This is a genomic window from Pseudoalteromonas sp. MM17-2 (assembly GCF_022347945.1).
GTDB lineage: Bacteria > Pseudomonadota > Gammaproteobacteria > Enterobacterales > Alteromonadaceae > Pseudoalteromonas > Pseudoalteromonas ruthenica.
The window spans coordinates 1-16,822 of sequence record NZ_JAKRFV010000006.1; the positions used below are offsets into that span (position 1 = coordinate 1).

The window sequence follows — 16,822 nt, forward strand, 5'->3', positions numbered from 1 at the left end:
AGTGATCGCTGCAGTTAGAGTTGTTTTACCGTGGTCAACGTGGCCGATTGTACCTACGTTTACGTGCGGTTTCGAACGTTCAAACTTTTCTTTTGCCATGACGGAACCTATAAGTTTTTGTGTATCTAGATTACATATCAAACGATCGACGCAAGCGCCGGTCAATTCAATTCTTCAATTATTGAATATTTTTTAGACAAATCAAAGGGAGTAATTCAGGAAAAGTCAGGGACTGGTGCTGATAGGCAGATTTGAACTGCCGACCTCACCCTTACCAAGGGTGCGCTCTACCAACTGAGCTATATCAGCACACCAGAAAAACTGGAGCGGGCAGCGGGAATCGAACCCGCATCATCAGCTTGGAAGGCTGAGGTAATAGCCATTATACGATGCCCGCTTTTAGGAACCTGTTCTTAACTACCTCTAACCGTCAAGAATAAAAGTGGTGGAGGGAGCTGGATTCGAACCAGCGAAGGCAATGCCGTCAGATTTACAGTCTGATCCCTTTGGCCGCTCGGGAACCCCTCCACGCTAAAATTCTTTCTAAAGCCTTTCCAAGTTGAGGAAAATGGTGCCGACTATCCGAGTCGAACGGATGACCTACTGATTACAAGTCAGTTGCTCTACCAACTGAGCTAAGTCGGCACTGCTTTAGTACGGGGCGAGATTCTAAGGCATGGTTTTGAGTGATGCAACTATAAAATCAAAAAAAGTTACGGTTTCGTGCTTAAACGTTCAATATTCGCGCAGAACTGCGGGTTTTTAAACAGTTTGCGCACCAATTCGCCACTTAAGTAAGCCTTCAAAAACAAAATGCGGCCGATACACACTTGCCCTCAGGTGGTTATGTAACGCTAAACCATCACCGCCAGTTATATATAACTGCGCCTGGTCGCCATGACAATAATGTGAAAGAACATACTCCACTGCTCCCAAAGCACTGAGCAAGGCACCATTTTTTACTGCGCTAGGTGTCGAGCGCCCAGGACTGATATGGCGACGTAAGCCATCAACACTGAACACCTTCTGTGCGCGACTAACAATACTGTGCTCGGTAAGATCGAGACCAGGCAAGATATAGCCACCTAAATGTTGGTGTTCACTGTTTACCACATCAATTGTCAGCGCTGTGCCCGCATCCACAATCACAGTCTCGCCTTGCGGGTTTTCACTGTAGCCAGCGATCACCGCCAACCAGCGGTCAATTCCCAAGGTATTGGGGTTTTCATAAGCGCACTGCAACTGCTGCCAATGGCCACTCACGCGAGCATAGTGCACTTGCTTACCTTGCGCTGCCGCCAATGCCAGCACCTGAGTGAGCGCACTGGATTCAGCAACAGCCGATACCAGCACCTCCTCCACGTGTGACCAAGGCACTTCTTGCAGCCCCACAGCACTGAGCTCACTTTGCTCTGTGGCCAACATTAGCTTTACTGCCGAATTACCAGCATCTACTAGTAGTTTCATGTCGTCGCTCGCAAACTGATTTCGCCACCAAAATAGCGCTTACTCTGGCCATCAACACGGATCACCACCGCGCCCTGTTCATCAATGCCCTCACATATTCCGCGCCAATGATTGTTGCCAGAACTCAACTCCACACATTGACCGGCAAACGCATGTACATCATTCCATTGCTGATACATATGCGTTAACCCCTGACGCTGATACTGATATAAGCGTTTTTGTAAGAAGCAAGTCAACGCCGCCACTAATTGGTTTTTGTCTAATTCGGTCGTAAATTCATTAAGGTCACACCAAGGTTGGTCAATATGCTGAGCCGCGTTGTCGGGCATACTGACATTCAAGCCGATGCCAATCACCAAGTGACAGGGCCCCTCGGCGGTGCCGTCAAGCTCAACCAATACCCCGGCTAATTTTCGCCCAGCGACCAACACATCATTCGGCCACTTTAACTGTACTTCTAAGCCATAAAGCGCCTTTAAACAGTCATAAATGGCTAAACCAACGGCAATAGACAGCCCCATTGCAGCGTGCATGCCATCGTCTAAGCGCCAGTAGTAACTGTAATATAAATTCGCCGCAAAGGGTGATTGCCACACTCTACCGCGACGCCCTTTGCCTTGGCGCTGCATTTCCGCCACTAACACGGTATCAGGCTCAAGGCTATTCGCCTGGATACGGCGCATAAGCTCACTGTTGGTGGAATCAATAATCGGTTGTACTTCGAAGCGCCCCGCCTGCCCTTGTAATTGCTCATACACCTCGGTAATTGCTGGTTGAGATAGTAAGCTTAATGGTCGGCTAATACGGTAACCCTTACCGTTGACCTTATAAATGTCGATGCCCATTTCTTGCAGCGAGTGAATATGTTTGGCAACCGCTGCGCGGCTAATGCCCAGTTCGTCCCCCAGCACTTGACCAGACAAAAAGCGTCCTTGATTGAGACGCTCCAATATAGCCAGTTTATTGCCATCAGGCGCTTTCATTGTCAGCCTCCACATGGATTTCACCTTGCGCGCCCAGCAATCGCACTTCATGCTCCAAAGCAATACCAAATTGCGCCAAGATAGTGCGCTGAATATGTTGAATCATTGCCATAAGTTGCTCTGCGGTGCCCGTGCCACGATTCACCAAAACCAAAGCTTGCTTATCGTGTACAGCAATATCACCAATGCAGTAACCCTTTAACCCTGCTTGTTCAATTAGCCAACCCGCCGCTACTTTTTGGAACTCGTTGTCCACATCGTAACAGGGCATATAGGGGTCGCGTTGTCGAAGACTAGCCACTTGTTGGCGCGGCAAAATTGGGTTTTTAAAAAAGCTGCCTGAATTAGCTAGTTGATATGGGTCAGGGAGTTTACTTTGGCGTACAGCGACCACCTGCTCAAAAATTTGTTGCGCTGTGGGTTGATGCAGCTCTTGCAGTGGCCCATAACTGGTGTTTGCCTGCCACGCTTTCGGTAACCGCAAACCCACCCGAGTAATAATAAAACGCTCTTTTAAGGCATGCTTAAATATCGAATCGCGATAGCCAAACTCACACTCCTCAGCACGCAAAGTGTGAAAGCAACCCTTAGTAATATCGTAACCTTGCACGTAATCTACAAATTGTGCCAATTCAACACCATAGGCTCCAATATTCTGCACAGGTGCTGCGCCCACGGTCCCGGGGATCAGTGCTAAGTTTTCTAACCCTGGCATTGCCAAGGCTAAACTTTGCTGCACCAGCTGATGCCAATTTTCACCTGCTTCACAATGCAGTAGCCACGCGTCGCTATGCTCTTCTATTACCAAGCCTTTGTTGGCAATTAACACCACGCTCCCCTGATACGGGGCCGTAAAAATAGTATTGCTGCCCTCACCCAGCACGCAAAACGGCTGCGTAAAATCAATATCATGCAGCTGCTCAGGATCTTCGACAATCAACAGTTGTTGGCACTGAGCCGCAAGGGCAAAAGTATGAAGGCTTTGTAATGCAGGCAAAAGGCACTCTCTTGTCATTAATTTATTACTTAAGGCAAAGCTAGTGTAACCCAAGGAGCTCGTCTGACATAGCTGTCAGTGCTGGTTGAGATCTGGTATAACGAGTTCTTCTTATTTCGCTCGTTCTGAGGATACTATGAAATTAAAACCACTCGCTTTGGCATTGGCCATGGCAGGCTTAAGCCAGCATGCGTTAGCAGCCCAAGATGAACACACCTATGCCAACTTAGATGAAGTTGTCTCAACTCACCTTTTTTTAGACTTAGATGTTGATTTCGCCGACAAACAACTTGAAGGCTTTGTGGAACATAGCCTGGAGTGGAAAGATAAAAGTGCGCGCACCTTGGTGCTTGATACTCGCGATTTGGAAATTGATCGCGTTATTTATGAAGACAATCAAGGCAAATGGCATAAAGCAGACTTTACCTTAGCTCCGCGCAACGATGTTAAAGGCGCCAAGCTGACTATTCGCTTCGCAAAGCAGGCTCCTAAAGTGCGAATTTACTACAACAGCTTGCCACAAGCTTCAGGCTTGCAGTGGCTTACGCCAGAGCAAACTGCGAGCAAAACTCAGCCGTTCATGTATAGCCAATCGCAAGCCATCCATGCCCGTAGCTGGATCCCAGTTCAAGATACACCAGCGATGCGCGTAACCTACAGTGCCCGCATTGAAACACCAGAAAACGTGCGTGCGGTAATGAGTGCCGACAACACCGGGGCTTTCATTAAAGACGGCGATTACTTCTTTGATATGCCGCAGGCCATTCCTCCCTACCTGATCGCTATCGGTGCCGGTAACCTGGAATACAAGGAGATGTCGCATCAAACCGCTATTTTTGCTGAGCCACAAATTCTTGATGCGTCAGTCGCCGAGTTTAATGACACTCAGGCGATGATTGATAAAACCGAAGGTATGTACGGTGAATACGCATGGGGCCGCTACGACTTACTCATGCTGCCACCAAGCTTTCCGTTTGGTGGTATGGAAAACCCGCGCCTATCCTTTATCACCCCAACCGTTGTCGCCGGTGATAAGAGTTTAGTGAACCTTATCGCTCATGAGCTGGCCCACTCTTGGTCTGGTAACTTGGTAACGAACGCGACTTGGGAAGATTTATGGCTTAACGAAGGTTTCACCTCGTATGTGGAAAACCGCATCATGGAAGAGGTATTTGGCCGCGAGCGCGCAGTGATGGAGCAAGCCCTGGATAGCGCCGGGTTACGCGCTCAACTAAAAACCATTGACGCTCCCGATACGCGCCTAAACTTAAAGCTAAACGGCCGTGACCCAGACGATGCCTTTAGCTCAGTGCCATACACCAAAGGTCAATTGTTCCTTATCTACTTGGAGCAGCAATTTGGTCGTGACACCTTCGATACCTTTGTGAAGCAATACTTTAGCGATCACGCTTTCCAATCTGTGACTACCGACGAGTTTGTAGCCTACTTAGACAAGCATTTATTAAAGGCCCACCCTGGAGTGGTCAGCTTAGAAAAAGCAAAAGAGTGGATTTACCAGCCAGGGTTACCCGCCGATGCGCCTAACCCCACCTCTGACGTGTTTGATAAAGTAGATGCACACACTCAAGCTTGGCTAGCAGGCGATAAGCAGCTCAGCGACTTGCCAACGGCTGACTGGACTGTGCACGAGTGGTTGCACTTTTTGAACAATCTGCCGCGTGATTTAAACAACGATAAAATGGCAGAGCTAGACGCGCAGTTCAACCTCACGGCATCGACAAATAAAGAAGTGGCGTTTGCATGGTTTATGTTAGCGGTAGGCAATGGTTATGAAGCGGTTTACCCTGCACTAGACCAGCACTTGAGCAGCATTGGCCGCCGTAAACTCATTGTGCCCTTATACAAAGCACTTATTGCAAACGGTAAGCGCGACTGGGCGTATGACGTTTATCAGGGCGCACGCCCAGGCTATCACCCCTTAGCACAAGGTACGATCGACGCCTTATTCAAGTAACTGGGCTTTGCCAGTTTAAACGTTGCAAAAAGGGCGAGAAATCTCGCCCTTTTTTGTACTTGTAACAACGATGCTAGTTTTACTATTGTTGGTTTGCTTTTACTTTCTCCAAGAAAGCTTGGCGCTCTTGCGCACTGGCTTGCTGCCACCAAAAGTCCAGCATAGCCGCAGCACTGACGTTGTTATCAACCACGACTTGGGCCGCTTCAAGGCTCTCTTTATCAGGGTTATTGGCGCTGACTACCGTCTTCGCCTGTGGTGCCTCAGCTGGCGCAACAGAAGCCATCGGCGCCGCTAATTTTTGCCCCCGCGCCTGTAAACGCACTGTCGGTGCTTCGGCATAAAGCTCGGCCGCTGCGGCATTACTGGCACGCTCAAAAATCACATCGTAATCCTCGCCCGCTTTTACCTCTAAATTTACCCAAAATGGTTCTGACTCCACCACTTGATGATCATCAAACCCACTTTCATACAAATCGCTGTATTGCAGCTTCAAGCGGTATTGCCCTGGAGCTAGTTCCAATTCATCGACCGTTGAGAAAAATGACTGCTCTATCTCTTTATCATCCACCTGTAACGGAATGATTTCCTCCGGGAAGTACACCATCTCGGCCTGCACCTGAGGGGCCAAAGCCAGTGTTATTAGGCTGGTCATTATCGTTTTCTTCCACATAGTCATTTCCTTGTTAGCAAATGGATTAAGCTTCAGTTTGACACTTCTGCTTTTCTTTGTCATTACTGGCTCATCCATGAAAAGATAAGGACCACATCGTGAGTGAAGAAACCATTTTCAGTAAGATTATTAACCGCGAAATTCCAGCAGATATCGTGTATGAAGATGAACATGCTTTAGCATTTAAAGATATTAATCCCCAAGCGCCGTTCCATGTGCTTATTATCCCAAAAACCCCGATAGCCACCATTAACGATATTACCGATGAACATGCCGCCACAGTCGGGCATTTGTATGTTGTTGCTGCAAAACTAGCTAAAGAACAAGGCTTTGCAGATGAAGGTTATCGCGTAGTAATGAATTGCAATGATCATGGCGGACAAACTGTTTACCACATTCATTTGCACATGCTGGCCGGCAAAGAAATGGGTTGGCCTCCTTATCAGGATAAGAAAAAAGTATAACTTTCGCTTATCTTTTATAAGGTTAACAAATATGGGCAGAGGTAAAGAAGGTGTTATCATTGGCTCCGCTGCCCTGTACCTCGCATTCTGCCTGTATATACCCAGAAGTTGAAGATTATTAATCTTTTTTCACTAATAATTCTGAGCCACCTAATACAAAAGAAGTGAGCTCCATGATACGATAGTGGTAATAATGTAAAAGAGCCGCTAACCACAATGAGTAAGACTGTCTTTCTATTACTTGAACAAGACCCCATCAACCAAATAGGCGTCAATGTCCTTGAGCCACTTCTGCGTACACAGGGACTCGAAGTCCATAAAGGCACCGACGTTGCTCAGGTTAAGCCTGGCACCACTTACTTATTTATCGAAACATCATCAGACGATGCGTGGAGTCGTTTAAAAGAGCACTTAGTCAATTTAAAAGTGGAATGTGACATTGTGCTGTTCAATCTAGATGAGAATCCAGAGCTCGCTAATCGGGCGCTACTAAGTGGTATTCGTGGCGTGTTTTACACCACAGATAATGCCGATGTGATGATGAAAGGCATTCGCTTACTTCAAGAGAACCAGTTGTGGTATCGCCGTGATGTTATGTGTAACGTGCTGAACCGCATGCTGCAATTTAATAAAGATTCGCTGCACAAACTCACTGAAGGTGATATTGAGCCGGTGAAGCTGACCAAGCGCGAGAAAGCCATCGTCGCGTTAATGAGTAAAGGCGCTAAGAACAAAGAAATTGCCGAAGACTTAAATATCAGCCCGCATACGGTTAAAACTCACTTATACAGTGCATTTCGTAAGACCAAGTGTCGTAACCGTGTGGAGCTATTATCTTGGGCTCAAACTAACATGCCCAATGAATTACGCTAATATCAAAAAAGCCGGCTATTGCCGGCTTTTTTGTCGGTAAAATTTATCTGCGGCTAAATATAACGCATGCGCTATAAGCCGAGATAAACGCTGAGTTTTGTTGCGAACGAATAAAAGATAACAGGTGCCTGACATAGATTGCATGGCGTTATTATGCGTAGTAATACAGATAAAGTTAGCATCTCAATATTCAGGACCACTGCCAACACGCACGTCAACACATTCAGTAAGACCTTACAAGGTAGCATACCTTGTAAGGTTAAGATGCACCATTACAAGCGCGAGGGCTCTGTATTAATGTGCCGGGCTATTCAAGTGCTGCTCGTCGGTATTGCTCGACCGGCAGGCCACCAATACCCCAGCTGTCGAGTTCGACTTCATCAATCACCACCATAGTGGTCGCTGGGGACTTATTTAATACCTCAACCAGTAACTCGGTAACCCCTTTTATTAAGGCTGATTTTTGCGCTTGAGTGACTCCCTCTTGCGTTACTTTAATATTCACATAGGGCATATCCTTCTCCTTACTTATCAATAATATGAAATACTTTTGCAATAATGCGCCACTGTCCAGCACTGCGTACCAGTGACAATAAATCAACATAGTCCTGAGCACCGATAGAGCAACGTACCCTAGCCTGTGCAGTGTTATCGCCAAGCAGCTCTATTGCATCTATGCTGTCTTGACGCTGCTCACCGCGAGAAGCGGGCGATGTACGCTGAGCGATCACCTCACGATAGGTAGGCATATCGCGATACAGCAAAGGTTGCTTATCTGCGCTCACATAAATAGCTTGGGGATGAAAAACGCTATCGAATTTCTGCAAGTCGCAGTGGTACAAGGTATCGAAGTAGCGTTGCAACAACGCAGTAATTTCTGGCAACGGCTTCATGAGGTGACCTGCTCAGACTAGCACTTCGGTGTGCATCGCTTTGCGCACACTGGGGCGAGCATTAACTCGCTGCCAGAAGGCATTAATGGCAGGCCATGACGTCAGTGGAAAGCCAATAAACTGTGACCAGTTAATAATGACAAAGGCATAGGCATCAGCCACGGTAAAGGTATCGCCTTGCAAATATAAGCTGCCAGCACTTAACTGAGCTTCTATCGGTGCGAGACGTTTGCCAATTTTCGCCTGTGCCGCCTGGCGCTGTGTGGCTGTCAGCTCAACTCCTGAGAAAAAGGGGCTAAAGCTCTTATGCAGCTCAGAGCTTAGGTAAGCAAGCTGCTCACGAAGCTGATAGCGCTGCCATGTGCCAATGCTGGGAGCAAGCGCTAGCTGTGGTTTTAGATCGGCTAAATACTCAAGAATGGCTGGATTTTCGGTCAGTATTGTTTGGTTATCAACAGCCAGCGCAGGCACATAGCCCTTGCTATTAATTTCGCTGTAGTTACCCCCTGTCTCGGTTTGACCTTTATCGGTATCAACACGCTCAAGTTTAAAGTCGACCTCGAGCTCATTGAGGATAATATGCGAGGCCATAGAGCAGGCGCCAGGTTTGTAGTAAAGCTTCATTTCACGGTATTCCTGTTGTTGTCCTTGTGGAGCTTTAGATAATATCTAATGGAAATCAGATTACTAGAAGTAACCATGTATTTGGTGCTAGAATTGGGTTACCGTACAGAAACTTAGTCACTCTTATGTCATTGAAAGTTAGGCTGAATAAAAGCCCTAAACCACCCCAACCCTGCATGCTTACAGAATGTATGGCGGTCATTTCCGGTGCCTGGGCGCCCAATGTGATTTGGTGTTTACGCGCTGGACCGCGCCGCTTTAATGAGCTGCGAATTGATATCCCGCCGATTTCGGCAAAGGTACTTTCAACTCGCTTAACGGAGCTATTAGAGCGCGGCGTTATTGTTCGCCATGTACGTGATACCTCTCCGCCCTCGGTGGAGTATGAGCTTACCGAGCTTGGCCAAGCACTTATTCCAGCATTAGACGAAATCGTGAAGGTCGGTCACAAACTTAAAACCATGGGCTATCTACAAAAGCAGTACGACTAGCACCATAACCACGGATGAGTTGTGACTTTTCGCATGGCCATCGAGTGAATTTTGCGTATAGTAGTGGCTATCTAACGTAAACTTTTAACTTGTTGATGCTCGACGCAAAAGCCCTTTTTTACACCAGTGCCGCTGCCGTATTTGTTATGGCGCTGTTGAACTTTATTACTTGGCGGGCCAACCGTAATTTTGTCGGTATTGGCTTGTACGTGTTTTATCCCGTGTGCTTGTTATTGGCGATTTTACTGTTCGCGTTGAAGAGCACCGTTGATGTGGGCTCACAGGCGTTAGTGGTACTGGCTAACATTAGCTTTATGCTCGGCTCCATTATTCATGTGTTAGCCATCAGCCGTTTTTTAGATTACAAAGGTTTTGTTACCACCTTATTTATTTTCGTTAGCGCCTTTTTACTCCTTGGCTTTACCTACTTTATGTTCTTCGACAGTAACTTGCGTACTAGGGTGCTGCTGTCAGATTTACAACATATTGCTGAAGCACTGTGTCTAACCTACATTGTTATTCGCTACGGACGACATAAATACCCCAGTGCCAGTTTGGTGTATTTAATTGCCTTAGTGATGTGCTTAGGCATATTCAGCGCCCGCACAATTTGGATTGGCGATATCGACCGCTTCAGCCTGATCCGTAACGATTGGTTTAGTATGACGCTGCTAATTAATGGCGTGCTAGCGCCGATGCTCTACGCTGCTGGTTTGGCGTTATTCTGTAACGAGCGTCGCGAGCTTAACCTTAATCAACTCACAGCCAAGGCGCAGAAAGATTTAGAAATTCGCGGCCTGTTTTTATCTACCGTCAGTCATGAGATTCGCACCCCACTCAATGGCATATTAGGCAGTGCGCAATTGATCATGAACCAATCCAATAACCCCAAAAACAAACCCTATTGTGAAGCCATTATCAACTCAGCCGAGTCGCTTAACCTACTCATTGATAAAGTCCTTGAGTATGCGAGCTTGGACCAAAGTGATGAAGCCCTCTTTGAAGAAGACGTAGAGTTACGCACTTGGATTAATAACCTGTGTTTGTTGCTAAGCCCGCTGGCAGAGCAAAAAGGGGTCAAGTTTGAGTTGAACTTTAACCTGCCGCGACAAGCCTGTTATTACTGCGACCACCAAAAGATACGACAGGTACTGATTAACCTAGTAGGTAATGCCATCAAATTTACCGACCGAGGTGAAGTGATTCTACAGGTAGATTTATTGCGTGAAGGCCAAGAAGAACACACCCTACGCTTTAGTGTTATTGATTCAGGCCCCGGCATAGAACAAGAAGAAATTCAGTATTTAACCGAACCCTATGTACAAAGTAGCGCAGGTAAACTCAAGGGCGGCTCTGGTCTGGGCTTAGCAATCACCAGCCGGCTGCTGGAACACTTAGGCAGCCAGCTTATTATTGATAGTGAAGTTGGCAAAGGCAGTACCTTTAGCTTTGATATGCGCTTAACTGTGGGCGAGCTTAGCCTCGTTGAGAAACGTCCACAAACGACCCATTACCTCACCGGCCTTGATGTGTTGTTAGTAGAAGATCTCGACCTTAACCAAAAGATTGCCATAGAGTTTATGGCCGAGGACGAGCATCGAGTGAAGCTCGCTACCGATGGCCATAGCGCCATTGAACTGATGCAGCAGTATCATTTTGATGTGGTGTTATTGGACATGAATTTACCCGACTTAAGCGGCCAAGAGGTGATCCGACGCTTGAAGAATATCGACCATCGCAATCATCGCACGCCGTTTTTAGCCTTTACTGCCAGCCTCAGCCCCGATGAAGTGAAAGAATACCTGGCCTTGGGGATCAAAGACATTGTCGGCAAACCTATAAAACAAGAAAAGCTGCGCCAAGCGTTAAGTGACTCGCAGTCCAGTCAAGCACCTAATTTGAGTGTTGAGCTTAAAGATGTGCTCTACGATGAAACCGCCGCAGAGCAAATGGCCAATACCTTTGAAGAGCAAGAGCTGACCTCTATTTATAATGAGTTCGTGCTTTCAGCCCGTAACAAACTGCTGCGTTGCCAGCAACTTATGGCCAGTGATAAAGAGCAGTGCATCAAAGTGTTACACCGCCAAGCCAGTACAGCTTTGCAACTCGGGTTTAATCGCTACGGCATGGCGTTAAAGAAAATTGAACGGCGATTGCTTGAGGATAAGCCGCTAGATACTCACCTAGGCGACTGCCTAGAGCTATGGCAACAAAGCTTAGAGCTGTACCTTAAATCAATGCGCGCCCAAGTCTAACGGCCATAATCATCATCAAAACGGACAATATCATCTTCTTCAAGGTACTCACCGCTTTGCACCTCAATCACCCGCGCGACAGTGTTTGAGGCGTTGCTCAGGCGGTGTTTTTGTCCCGCAGCGATAAAAGTTGATTGTCCTGCGCTGAGCTGGCTTTGCTGGCCATCAATCTCCACCAGCACAGTGCCGCTAACAACCACCCAGTGTTCAGCGCGATGTTGATGTAGCTGCAAAGACAGTCGCGTCTTGGCATGAAGCATAATGTGCTTTACTTTAAAACCTGGCCCCTCATTGAGCACCTCGTAGCTGCCCCAAGGTCGAAATACTTGGCGGTGACGCAAACGCCGCTGTGGGTACTGCTCACTGACTTGGCTAAGCAGAGCTGGCATAGTGTGCAGCTGCGATTTGGCTGCCACCAAGGTGGTATCACCGCTTTGCACTACGGCCAAATCATGCACTCCTAAGGTCGCCACCACCTGATGCTCGTCAGTCACCACTAAGTTGTTATGACTATCTTGCAGCACCGCTTCGCCAATCACCGCATTGCCCTGATGATCTTGCTCTGTGTGTTGCCATACTTGCGCAAAGCTGCCTAGGTCGGCCCATTGCAGTGGCAACGGGCAAGTAAGCACCTGTTCGCTATGCTCCAGCAGAGCATAATCAATAGAGTCACTGGGCACGTGTTGCCAGGCATCGGCATCGACACGAACAAAATCAAGATCGCGGTGAAAGTGCGCCGCTTTGCGCAGCGCAGCCATCATCTGTGGTTGGTGTCGCTCTAGCTCTCGCACAAAACAGCCACTGGTAAACATAAACATGCCGGAATTCCAGTAGTAGTTCCCGTGTTCGATATACTGCTGCGCGAGCGCGTATGAGGGCTTTTCCTTAAAGTGCTGTACATGAAATAGATTGGTCGCCTGTGCTGCGGCCTTACCTTTTAAAATGTAGCCATATTCTGTGGCGGCGCGCGTGGGTTCAATGGCAAACGTAAGTAGCGCCTGATCACTGTGCTGCGCTAACGCCGGTAAACACTCAATTAAACACGCGGGATTGGTAATCGCATGATCCGCCGGGGTCACAAATAAGCTGGCACTGGGATAATATTGCTGTGCCCACAGCGCGGCAATAGCCACCGCTGCGGCAGTATTTTTGCTCTGTGGCTCGAGAATAATGGCGCAGGGATCAATGCCCACCTCCAGTAGTTGTTGCGCGACCATAAATCGATGTTCGGCGTTGCACACCACCAGCGGTGGCAGCAAGCAGTGATGCTGTACTCGCAGTGCAGCCTGCTGTAACAGTGAATGCTCGCCATCTAGGCATAAGAATTGTTTTGGACGGTCTTGGCGCGATAACGGCCATAAACGCGTACCGCTACCGCCCGCTAAAAGCACAGGTAAAATCAACATACCAGCTCAGAACTAATAATCGAATAACGATTATACCAGTTCTTGATGGCGTTGATTAAGCCTTGGGTTGATCTGCAGAAGGCTCTCCATACTGAGCTAGTTGCTCTTGCAGTGCCGCCTGAAATGCGGGCCGAGCACAGGCCCGCTGAAGGTACGCATTACAGGCTTTAAACTCAGCCAAGGCGTCAAAGCGCGCCACTAACCGCAGTACATCGGCCATTAAAATATCGGCGATAGAAAAGTCGGCGGCCAACCACTGCCGCTGCGTCAATATTTGCTCCATGTGCGTCAGTCGAGCGCGTAAAAAGGCATCTAACTGTTGTCGGGCTGGGGTGTCATTGCTATCACCACAGAACTGGTAAATAGACCAGGGTAAACTAGCGGCTTCAACCGAATTTAACGCCGCGAAAACCCATTCAATCACCTTACTCCGCTCGCTGGCAACACTGGGCATCAGTGCCGTGCTTTTCTCGCCGAGATGTAACAAGATAGCGCCGCTTTCAAACACCGACAGCTCGCCATCTTCGAGCCAGGGAATTTGCCCAAACGGTTGCCGGGCAAAATGCTCAGCGCTTCTATTTTTAAATGCCACAGTGGCAACGCGGTAATCGAGACCAGCTTCTTTTAATGCCCAACGTACGCGCAAATCACGCACATAGCCGCGCGGTAGTTGTGGCACCCAGTCGTAGGTGAAAAGAGTAATCTGAGTCACCGCACACCTCCTTGTTATAGCTCATCCTCTGAGCCTAGCAGCTTAAAAGTAATTATGCCGTGGCCAGGGGGTTACAAATTGAGCTCAAAGTCATCCGCATCCTGCCATGCGGGAAAGGATTCCTTATAGTCCTCTAACTGCGCTAAATCCAAGGTAACCGTAATCGTCTGGGCCTTATTATCCTCGCCATAAGCGACCTGCTTGCCATCGAAGCGATAAGCTGCGGTGCCGCCATTGTGCTCAACACCTTGACCATCTTCACCAACCCGGTTGACCGCTAACACGTAACACTGGTTTTCTATGGCCCGGGCTTTTAATAACGTATCCCAGGCATCGCGCCGAGCAGCTGGCCAATTAGCAATATTAACCATCACATCATAATCATTACGGTTACGTTGGAATACGCCAAAACGCAGGTCATAACATACTTGAGGAAGGACTCTGACCCCTTTTACAGTGAACACCTTGCGCGCTGTGCCGGCGTCCATGTGCTCACCCTCTTTGCCTAAGCAAAATAGATGGCGTTTGTCGTAATAATCCAGCTCGCCACTGGGGTGCACCCAATATAGGCGGTTAAACTTGCCTGTCTCGTCGGCACTAATAACACTGGCGCACAAAACCGCTTGGCGGCGCTGGGCCTGGTCTTTAAGCCAAGCAATAATGCGCTCGCTATGACGCTCAACATTTGGTTCGGCGACAGCGAATCCAGTGGCAAAGGTCTCACTCAGCAAGATTAAATCAACCTCTGGTAGCGATTGTAGCTGCGCCGCTAAATGTGCGAGGTTTGCCTCTACGTCCAACCAGTGAATGTCATGCTGTAGCAAAGCGACGGTTAGTTTCGACATCGTTACTCCTGTTGCTCATAGATATTTACTGGCACCGATAAACGCGCCCCACCTATATCGATATGCTGCCATTGCGGCGTTGTTAAAGTAAACTCCCCAGCTGCCAAAGCCTGCTTAATTTGCTCTTCATCGTCAGTGGCGTTGGCCACCTGCAAGTGATAACTCTGCCACTGCTGTTGCTGGTTTTCGGTGAACATCACCCCTTGCAGATAATTGTGTTGCTGGTGCAGCAATAGCCATTCTAACTGCTGATCTTGGTTCACATCGGCAGCAATGAGGTATAAAGAAGCCCCCTGGCCATAATATTTGTAGAAGTTATTGCTATGGATAAACTGTAACAAGCTGGAAGGAGGTTGGTTCGCCGCATCGGCAATGCGCACCCCTTGCAGCCATTGTGACTGCCATTTTTCAAAGTCGCTGGGTTCATCACGATTAGCATATAAACGCACTATACGCGCTTTAAGAGAGTCATTATCAGTATGCTGTTGTATTTGCTGCAGCGCCTCAAAGCCAGCCTTGCCAAGTTCCCTGTAAAAGTAATACACATCAAACTCATCGGCACTGACTTGCCCCGATTGCAATCGGTGTACTTGGCTTTGGGCACTGAGCTGTTGCAAATTAGCAAGCGGTGAATTGACCGCCAACAACGCCATAAATAATGCGGCGCAGCCGATAACGTTGATTTTGTGCACCCAAATGAGCCATAGCTGGCGCTTGATGATGATAGCCCCGCAGTAACTGAAGGCAAAGTATGCCAAGGTGGCGCTGATCAGCACTCCCCACCCTCGGCTCACTGTCAGGCCATACTGTTCAATGCGCAGCCACAGGCCGTAATGTGCCAACATTGCGTATAGCGGTAAAGTCAGCAGCGCCAATAGCATCACCCCACGCCACCAGTGATAGTAAGGCAGAGCATCGGTTCGGCTGTACACGGTATTAAAGAAGAACAACAAACTCGCTTGCATCCACAGCAGCATTAAGGTGCTGTTCTCCAGCCGCCAGAGCGACTCTAATCCGGTAAATGGCAAGCTGGCGATAAAGGTAATAGCCAGCACAGCAAGCACGGGCAGTAAAAATTTGGCTAAAATTTTCAGTAGCTTTTCAATATTTTCGACGGCCGAAAGCATGCTTCTAAGGGCAATAGCAGCCCCTGCAAACGCACAGGTAAGCACTGGAATACTAACCCAAGGTTCATCGAGCAGATCAGCTAAAATTTCAATGCCGATGGTGCTGAATAGCTCGCCACCAAGAAGCAAAATAAGCCATAAAGCTAAAGCAAAGAAGCAACATAAACTGAACTGAATAAAATGCTGCCAAGATAGCTCGTACAACTGCCGATAGGTGATCGGCTCGCCTCTGCTATACAAAGTGGCTACATTAAGTAGCTTTAACGTGGTGATTAAGGCACATAATACAAAGGTGACAATCAACGCGTCGTTATTAAAGAGCTCTTGTTGTGGCTGCTGCGCACCGATATACATCCCCAACACACTCAACAACAGCGAGTAGGGCACGGCTAAAGTTAAAAAGCGCCGCCAACCTGCGCGTTCTAATCGCAGGTAGCATAATCCAGGAAAGACGATAGTCAGGGTAACTAAACCCACCAACCAGGTGGGCGATTGCGCTGGCCAGTTGCCATTGTCAACGGCTAAGTACAGCCACACCAGCAAGGCACTTTGCAGCAAAGCCTGAGGCACTAACCACCGTAAAATAAAGTGCTTTTTCTGGGTCATGAGTATGTTCCTATCCTTAGTTGTTCACACTCACCATACGCTATTTTTAGCGCCTTGCGCAAAATCCTTATCGGGACACGAACAACATTATTGTTGGGCGTTGTATGGCCACGTGTGGAAGGTCTTAATATAAAGCTGCTCTACTTCCTCTCTCGCCCAAGGCGTACGACGTAAGAACTTCAGCGATGATTTCACCGAGGGGTCATTCTTAAAGCTATTAATATTGATGTGCTGCGCTAGCACCTGCCAGCCATAGTGCTCGACTAGACGAGTCACTATTTGTTCCAGCTTAACGCCATGCAGGGGGTTATTGGGTTGATTATCCATTGTACTTAGCCTTTTAAACAGGGCGCAATTGGCCTCATAACGCTAAGAATACCACGCAATGCACAGCGACTGAAAACTGCCGCTGTGCATCATTTAGTCTCAAT

The 16,822-nt window shown here is 48.0% G+C and carries 18 protein-coding genes and 4 tRNA genes; 5 read left to right on the forward strand and 17 right to left on the reverse strand.

Annotated features, from left to right (window positions below; genetic code table 11):
* From MHM93_RS06690 to murB, 8 genes are all read right to left on the reverse strand, one after another.
* Positions 1-99, reverse strand: a 99-nt coding sequence (locus tag MHM93_RS06690) for a GTP-binding protein (protein ID WP_235408380.1), incomplete at its 3' end; no start/stop codon positions are given.
* A gap of 134 nt (positions 100-233) precedes the next feature.
* Positions 234-309: transfer RNA gene (locus MHM93_RS06695), tRNA-Thr, on the reverse strand.
* 13 nt (positions 310-322) lie between these two features.
* Positions 323-397: transfer RNA gene (locus MHM93_RS06700), tRNA-Gly, on the reverse strand.
* Between the two features lie 46 nt (positions 398-443).
* Positions 444-528: transfer RNA gene (locus MHM93_RS06705), tRNA-Tyr, on the reverse strand.
* 41 nt (positions 529-569) lie between these two features.
* Positions 570-645 (reverse strand) — tRNA-Thr (locus MHM93_RS06710).
* Positions 646-762: 117 nt separating this feature from the next.
* Positions 763-1,467, reverse strand: a complete 705-nt coding sequence (locus tag MHM93_RS06715; protein WP_045979360.1) for a type III pantothenate kinase — start codon at positions 1,465-1,467, stop codon at positions 763-765.
* The gene (gene birA, locus MHM93_RS06720; protein ID WP_022946424.1) at positions 1,464-2,450 is read right to left on the reverse strand and encodes a bifunctional biotin--[acetyl-CoA-carboxylase] ligase/biotin operon repressor BirA; all 987 of its coding nucleotides are present in this window, start codon (positions 2,448-2,450) and stop codon (positions 1,464-1,466) included. Before birA ends, MHM93_RS06715 begins: the two co-directional genes overlap by 4 nt.
* Positions 2,437-3,465: a UDP-N-acetylmuramate dehydrogenase gene (murB, locus tag MHM93_RS06725; protein WP_239448451.1), complete on the reverse strand. Its 1,029-nt coding sequence runs from the start codon at positions 3,463-3,465 to the stop codon at positions 2,437-2,439. The genes birA and murB overlap by 14 nt, the downstream gene beginning before the upstream one ends.
* 118 nt (positions 3,466-3,583) lie before the next feature.
* Here murB and MHM93_RS06730 point away from each other — a divergent pair, with 118 nt between their 5' ends.
* Positions 3,584-5,422: a M1 family metallopeptidase gene (locus MHM93_RS06730; RefSeq protein WP_239448452.1), complete on the forward strand. Its 1,839-nt coding sequence runs from the start codon at positions 3,584-3,586 to the stop codon at positions 5,420-5,422.
* Positions 5,423-5,504: 82 nt separating this feature from the next.
* Here MHM93_RS06730 and MHM93_RS06735 read toward each other — a convergent pair whose 3' ends face one another.
* Entirely contained in the window at positions 5,505-6,095 is a 591-nt protein-coding gene (locus MHM93_RS06735) for a DUF2057 family protein (RefSeq protein WP_239448453.1), read from the reverse strand.
* 98 nt (positions 6,096-6,193) lie between these two features.
* On the opposite strand from MHM93_RS06735, the gene MHM93_RS06740 reads away from it, so the two are divergent.
* Positions 6,194-6,559: a histidine triad nucleotide-binding protein gene (locus tag MHM93_RS06740; protein ID WP_045979365.1), complete on the forward strand. Its 366-nt coding sequence runs from the start codon at positions 6,194-6,196 to the stop codon at positions 6,557-6,559.
* 216 nt (positions 6,560-6,775) lie between these two features.
* The gene (locus MHM93_RS06745; RefSeq protein WP_022946419.1) at positions 6,776-7,432 is read left to right on the forward strand and encodes a response regulator transcription factor; all 657 of its coding nucleotides are present in this window, start codon (positions 6,776-6,778) and stop codon (positions 7,430-7,432) included.
* A gap of 307 nt (positions 7,433-7,739) precedes the next feature.
* Here the strand turns inward: MHM93_RS06745 and MHM93_RS06750 are convergent, their stop codons facing one another.
* Genes MHM93_RS06750 through MHM93_RS06760 form a run of 3 tightly spaced genes read right to left on the reverse strand, consistent with a single transcriptional unit; the run spans position 7,740 to position 8,949 of the window.
* Entirely contained in the window at positions 7,740-7,946 is a 207-nt protein-coding gene (locus MHM93_RS06750) for a 4-oxalocrotonate tautomerase family protein (RefSeq protein WP_022943677.1), read from the reverse strand.
* Between the two features lie 10 nt (positions 7,947-7,956).
* Complete coding sequence (locus tag MHM93_RS06755) at positions 7,957-8,325, reverse strand: nuclear transport factor 2 family protein (RefSeq protein ID WP_138548817.1); 369 nt, start codon at positions 8,323-8,325, stop codon at positions 7,957-7,959.
* A gap of 12 nt (positions 8,326-8,337) precedes the next feature.
* The gene (locus MHM93_RS06760) at positions 8,338-8,949 is read right to left on the reverse strand and encodes a glutathione binding-like protein (RefSeq protein WP_239448454.1); all 612 of its coding nucleotides are present in this window, start codon (positions 8,947-8,949) and stop codon (positions 8,338-8,340) included.
* Between the two features lie 191 nt (positions 8,950-9,140).
* Here MHM93_RS06760 and MHM93_RS06765 point away from each other — a divergent pair, with 191 nt between their 5' ends.
* Together MHM93_RS06765 and MHM93_RS06770 are read left to right on the forward strand one after the other, a co-directional pair.
* Positions 9,141-9,440: a helix-turn-helix domain-containing protein gene (locus tag MHM93_RS06765; RefSeq protein ID WP_239448455.1), complete on the forward strand. Its 300-nt coding sequence runs from the start codon at positions 9,141-9,143 to the stop codon at positions 9,438-9,440.
* Between the two features lie 95 nt (positions 9,441-9,535).
* Entirely contained in the window at positions 9,536-11,695 is a 2,160-nt protein-coding gene (locus tag MHM93_RS06770) for an ATP-binding protein (protein WP_239448456.1), read from the forward strand.
* On the opposite strand, the gene MHM93_RS06775 is transcribed toward MHM93_RS06770, so the two are convergent.
* From MHM93_RS06775 to MHM93_RS06795, 5 genes are all read right to left on the reverse strand, one after another.
* Positions 11,692-13,101, reverse strand: coding sequence for a mannose-1-phosphate guanylyltransferase/mannose-6-phosphate isomerase (locus tag MHM93_RS06775; protein WP_239448457.1), 1,410 nt, complete (start codon positions 13,099-13,101; stop codon positions 11,692-11,694). The two genes, MHM93_RS06770 and MHM93_RS06775, sit on opposite strands and share 4 nt — an antisense overlap.
* Positions 13,102-13,156: 55 nt before the next feature.
* Positions 13,157-13,813: a glutathione S-transferase family protein gene (locus MHM93_RS06780; protein WP_239448458.1), complete on the reverse strand. Its 657-nt coding sequence runs from the start codon at positions 13,811-13,813 to the stop codon at positions 13,157-13,159.
* A 71-nt stretch (positions 13,814-13,884) separates the two neighbouring features.
* Entirely contained in the window at positions 13,885-14,658 is a 774-nt protein-coding gene (locus MHM93_RS06785) for an amidohydrolase (RefSeq protein WP_239448459.1), read from the reverse strand.
* 2 nt (positions 14,659-14,660) lie between these two features.
* Positions 14,661-16,391, reverse strand: a complete 1,731-nt coding sequence (locus tag MHM93_RS06790; RefSeq protein WP_239448460.1) for a DUF4153 domain-containing protein — start codon at positions 16,389-16,391, stop codon at positions 14,661-14,663.
* A gap of 87 nt (positions 16,392-16,478) precedes the next feature.
* Positions 16,479-16,718 (reverse strand): VF530 family protein, encoded by a 240-nt coding sequence (locus tag MHM93_RS06795; RefSeq protein ID WP_053911091.1) that lies wholly within the window; start codon positions 16,716-16,718, stop codon positions 16,479-16,481.
* Positions 16,719-16,822 lie beyond the last annotated feature (104 nt).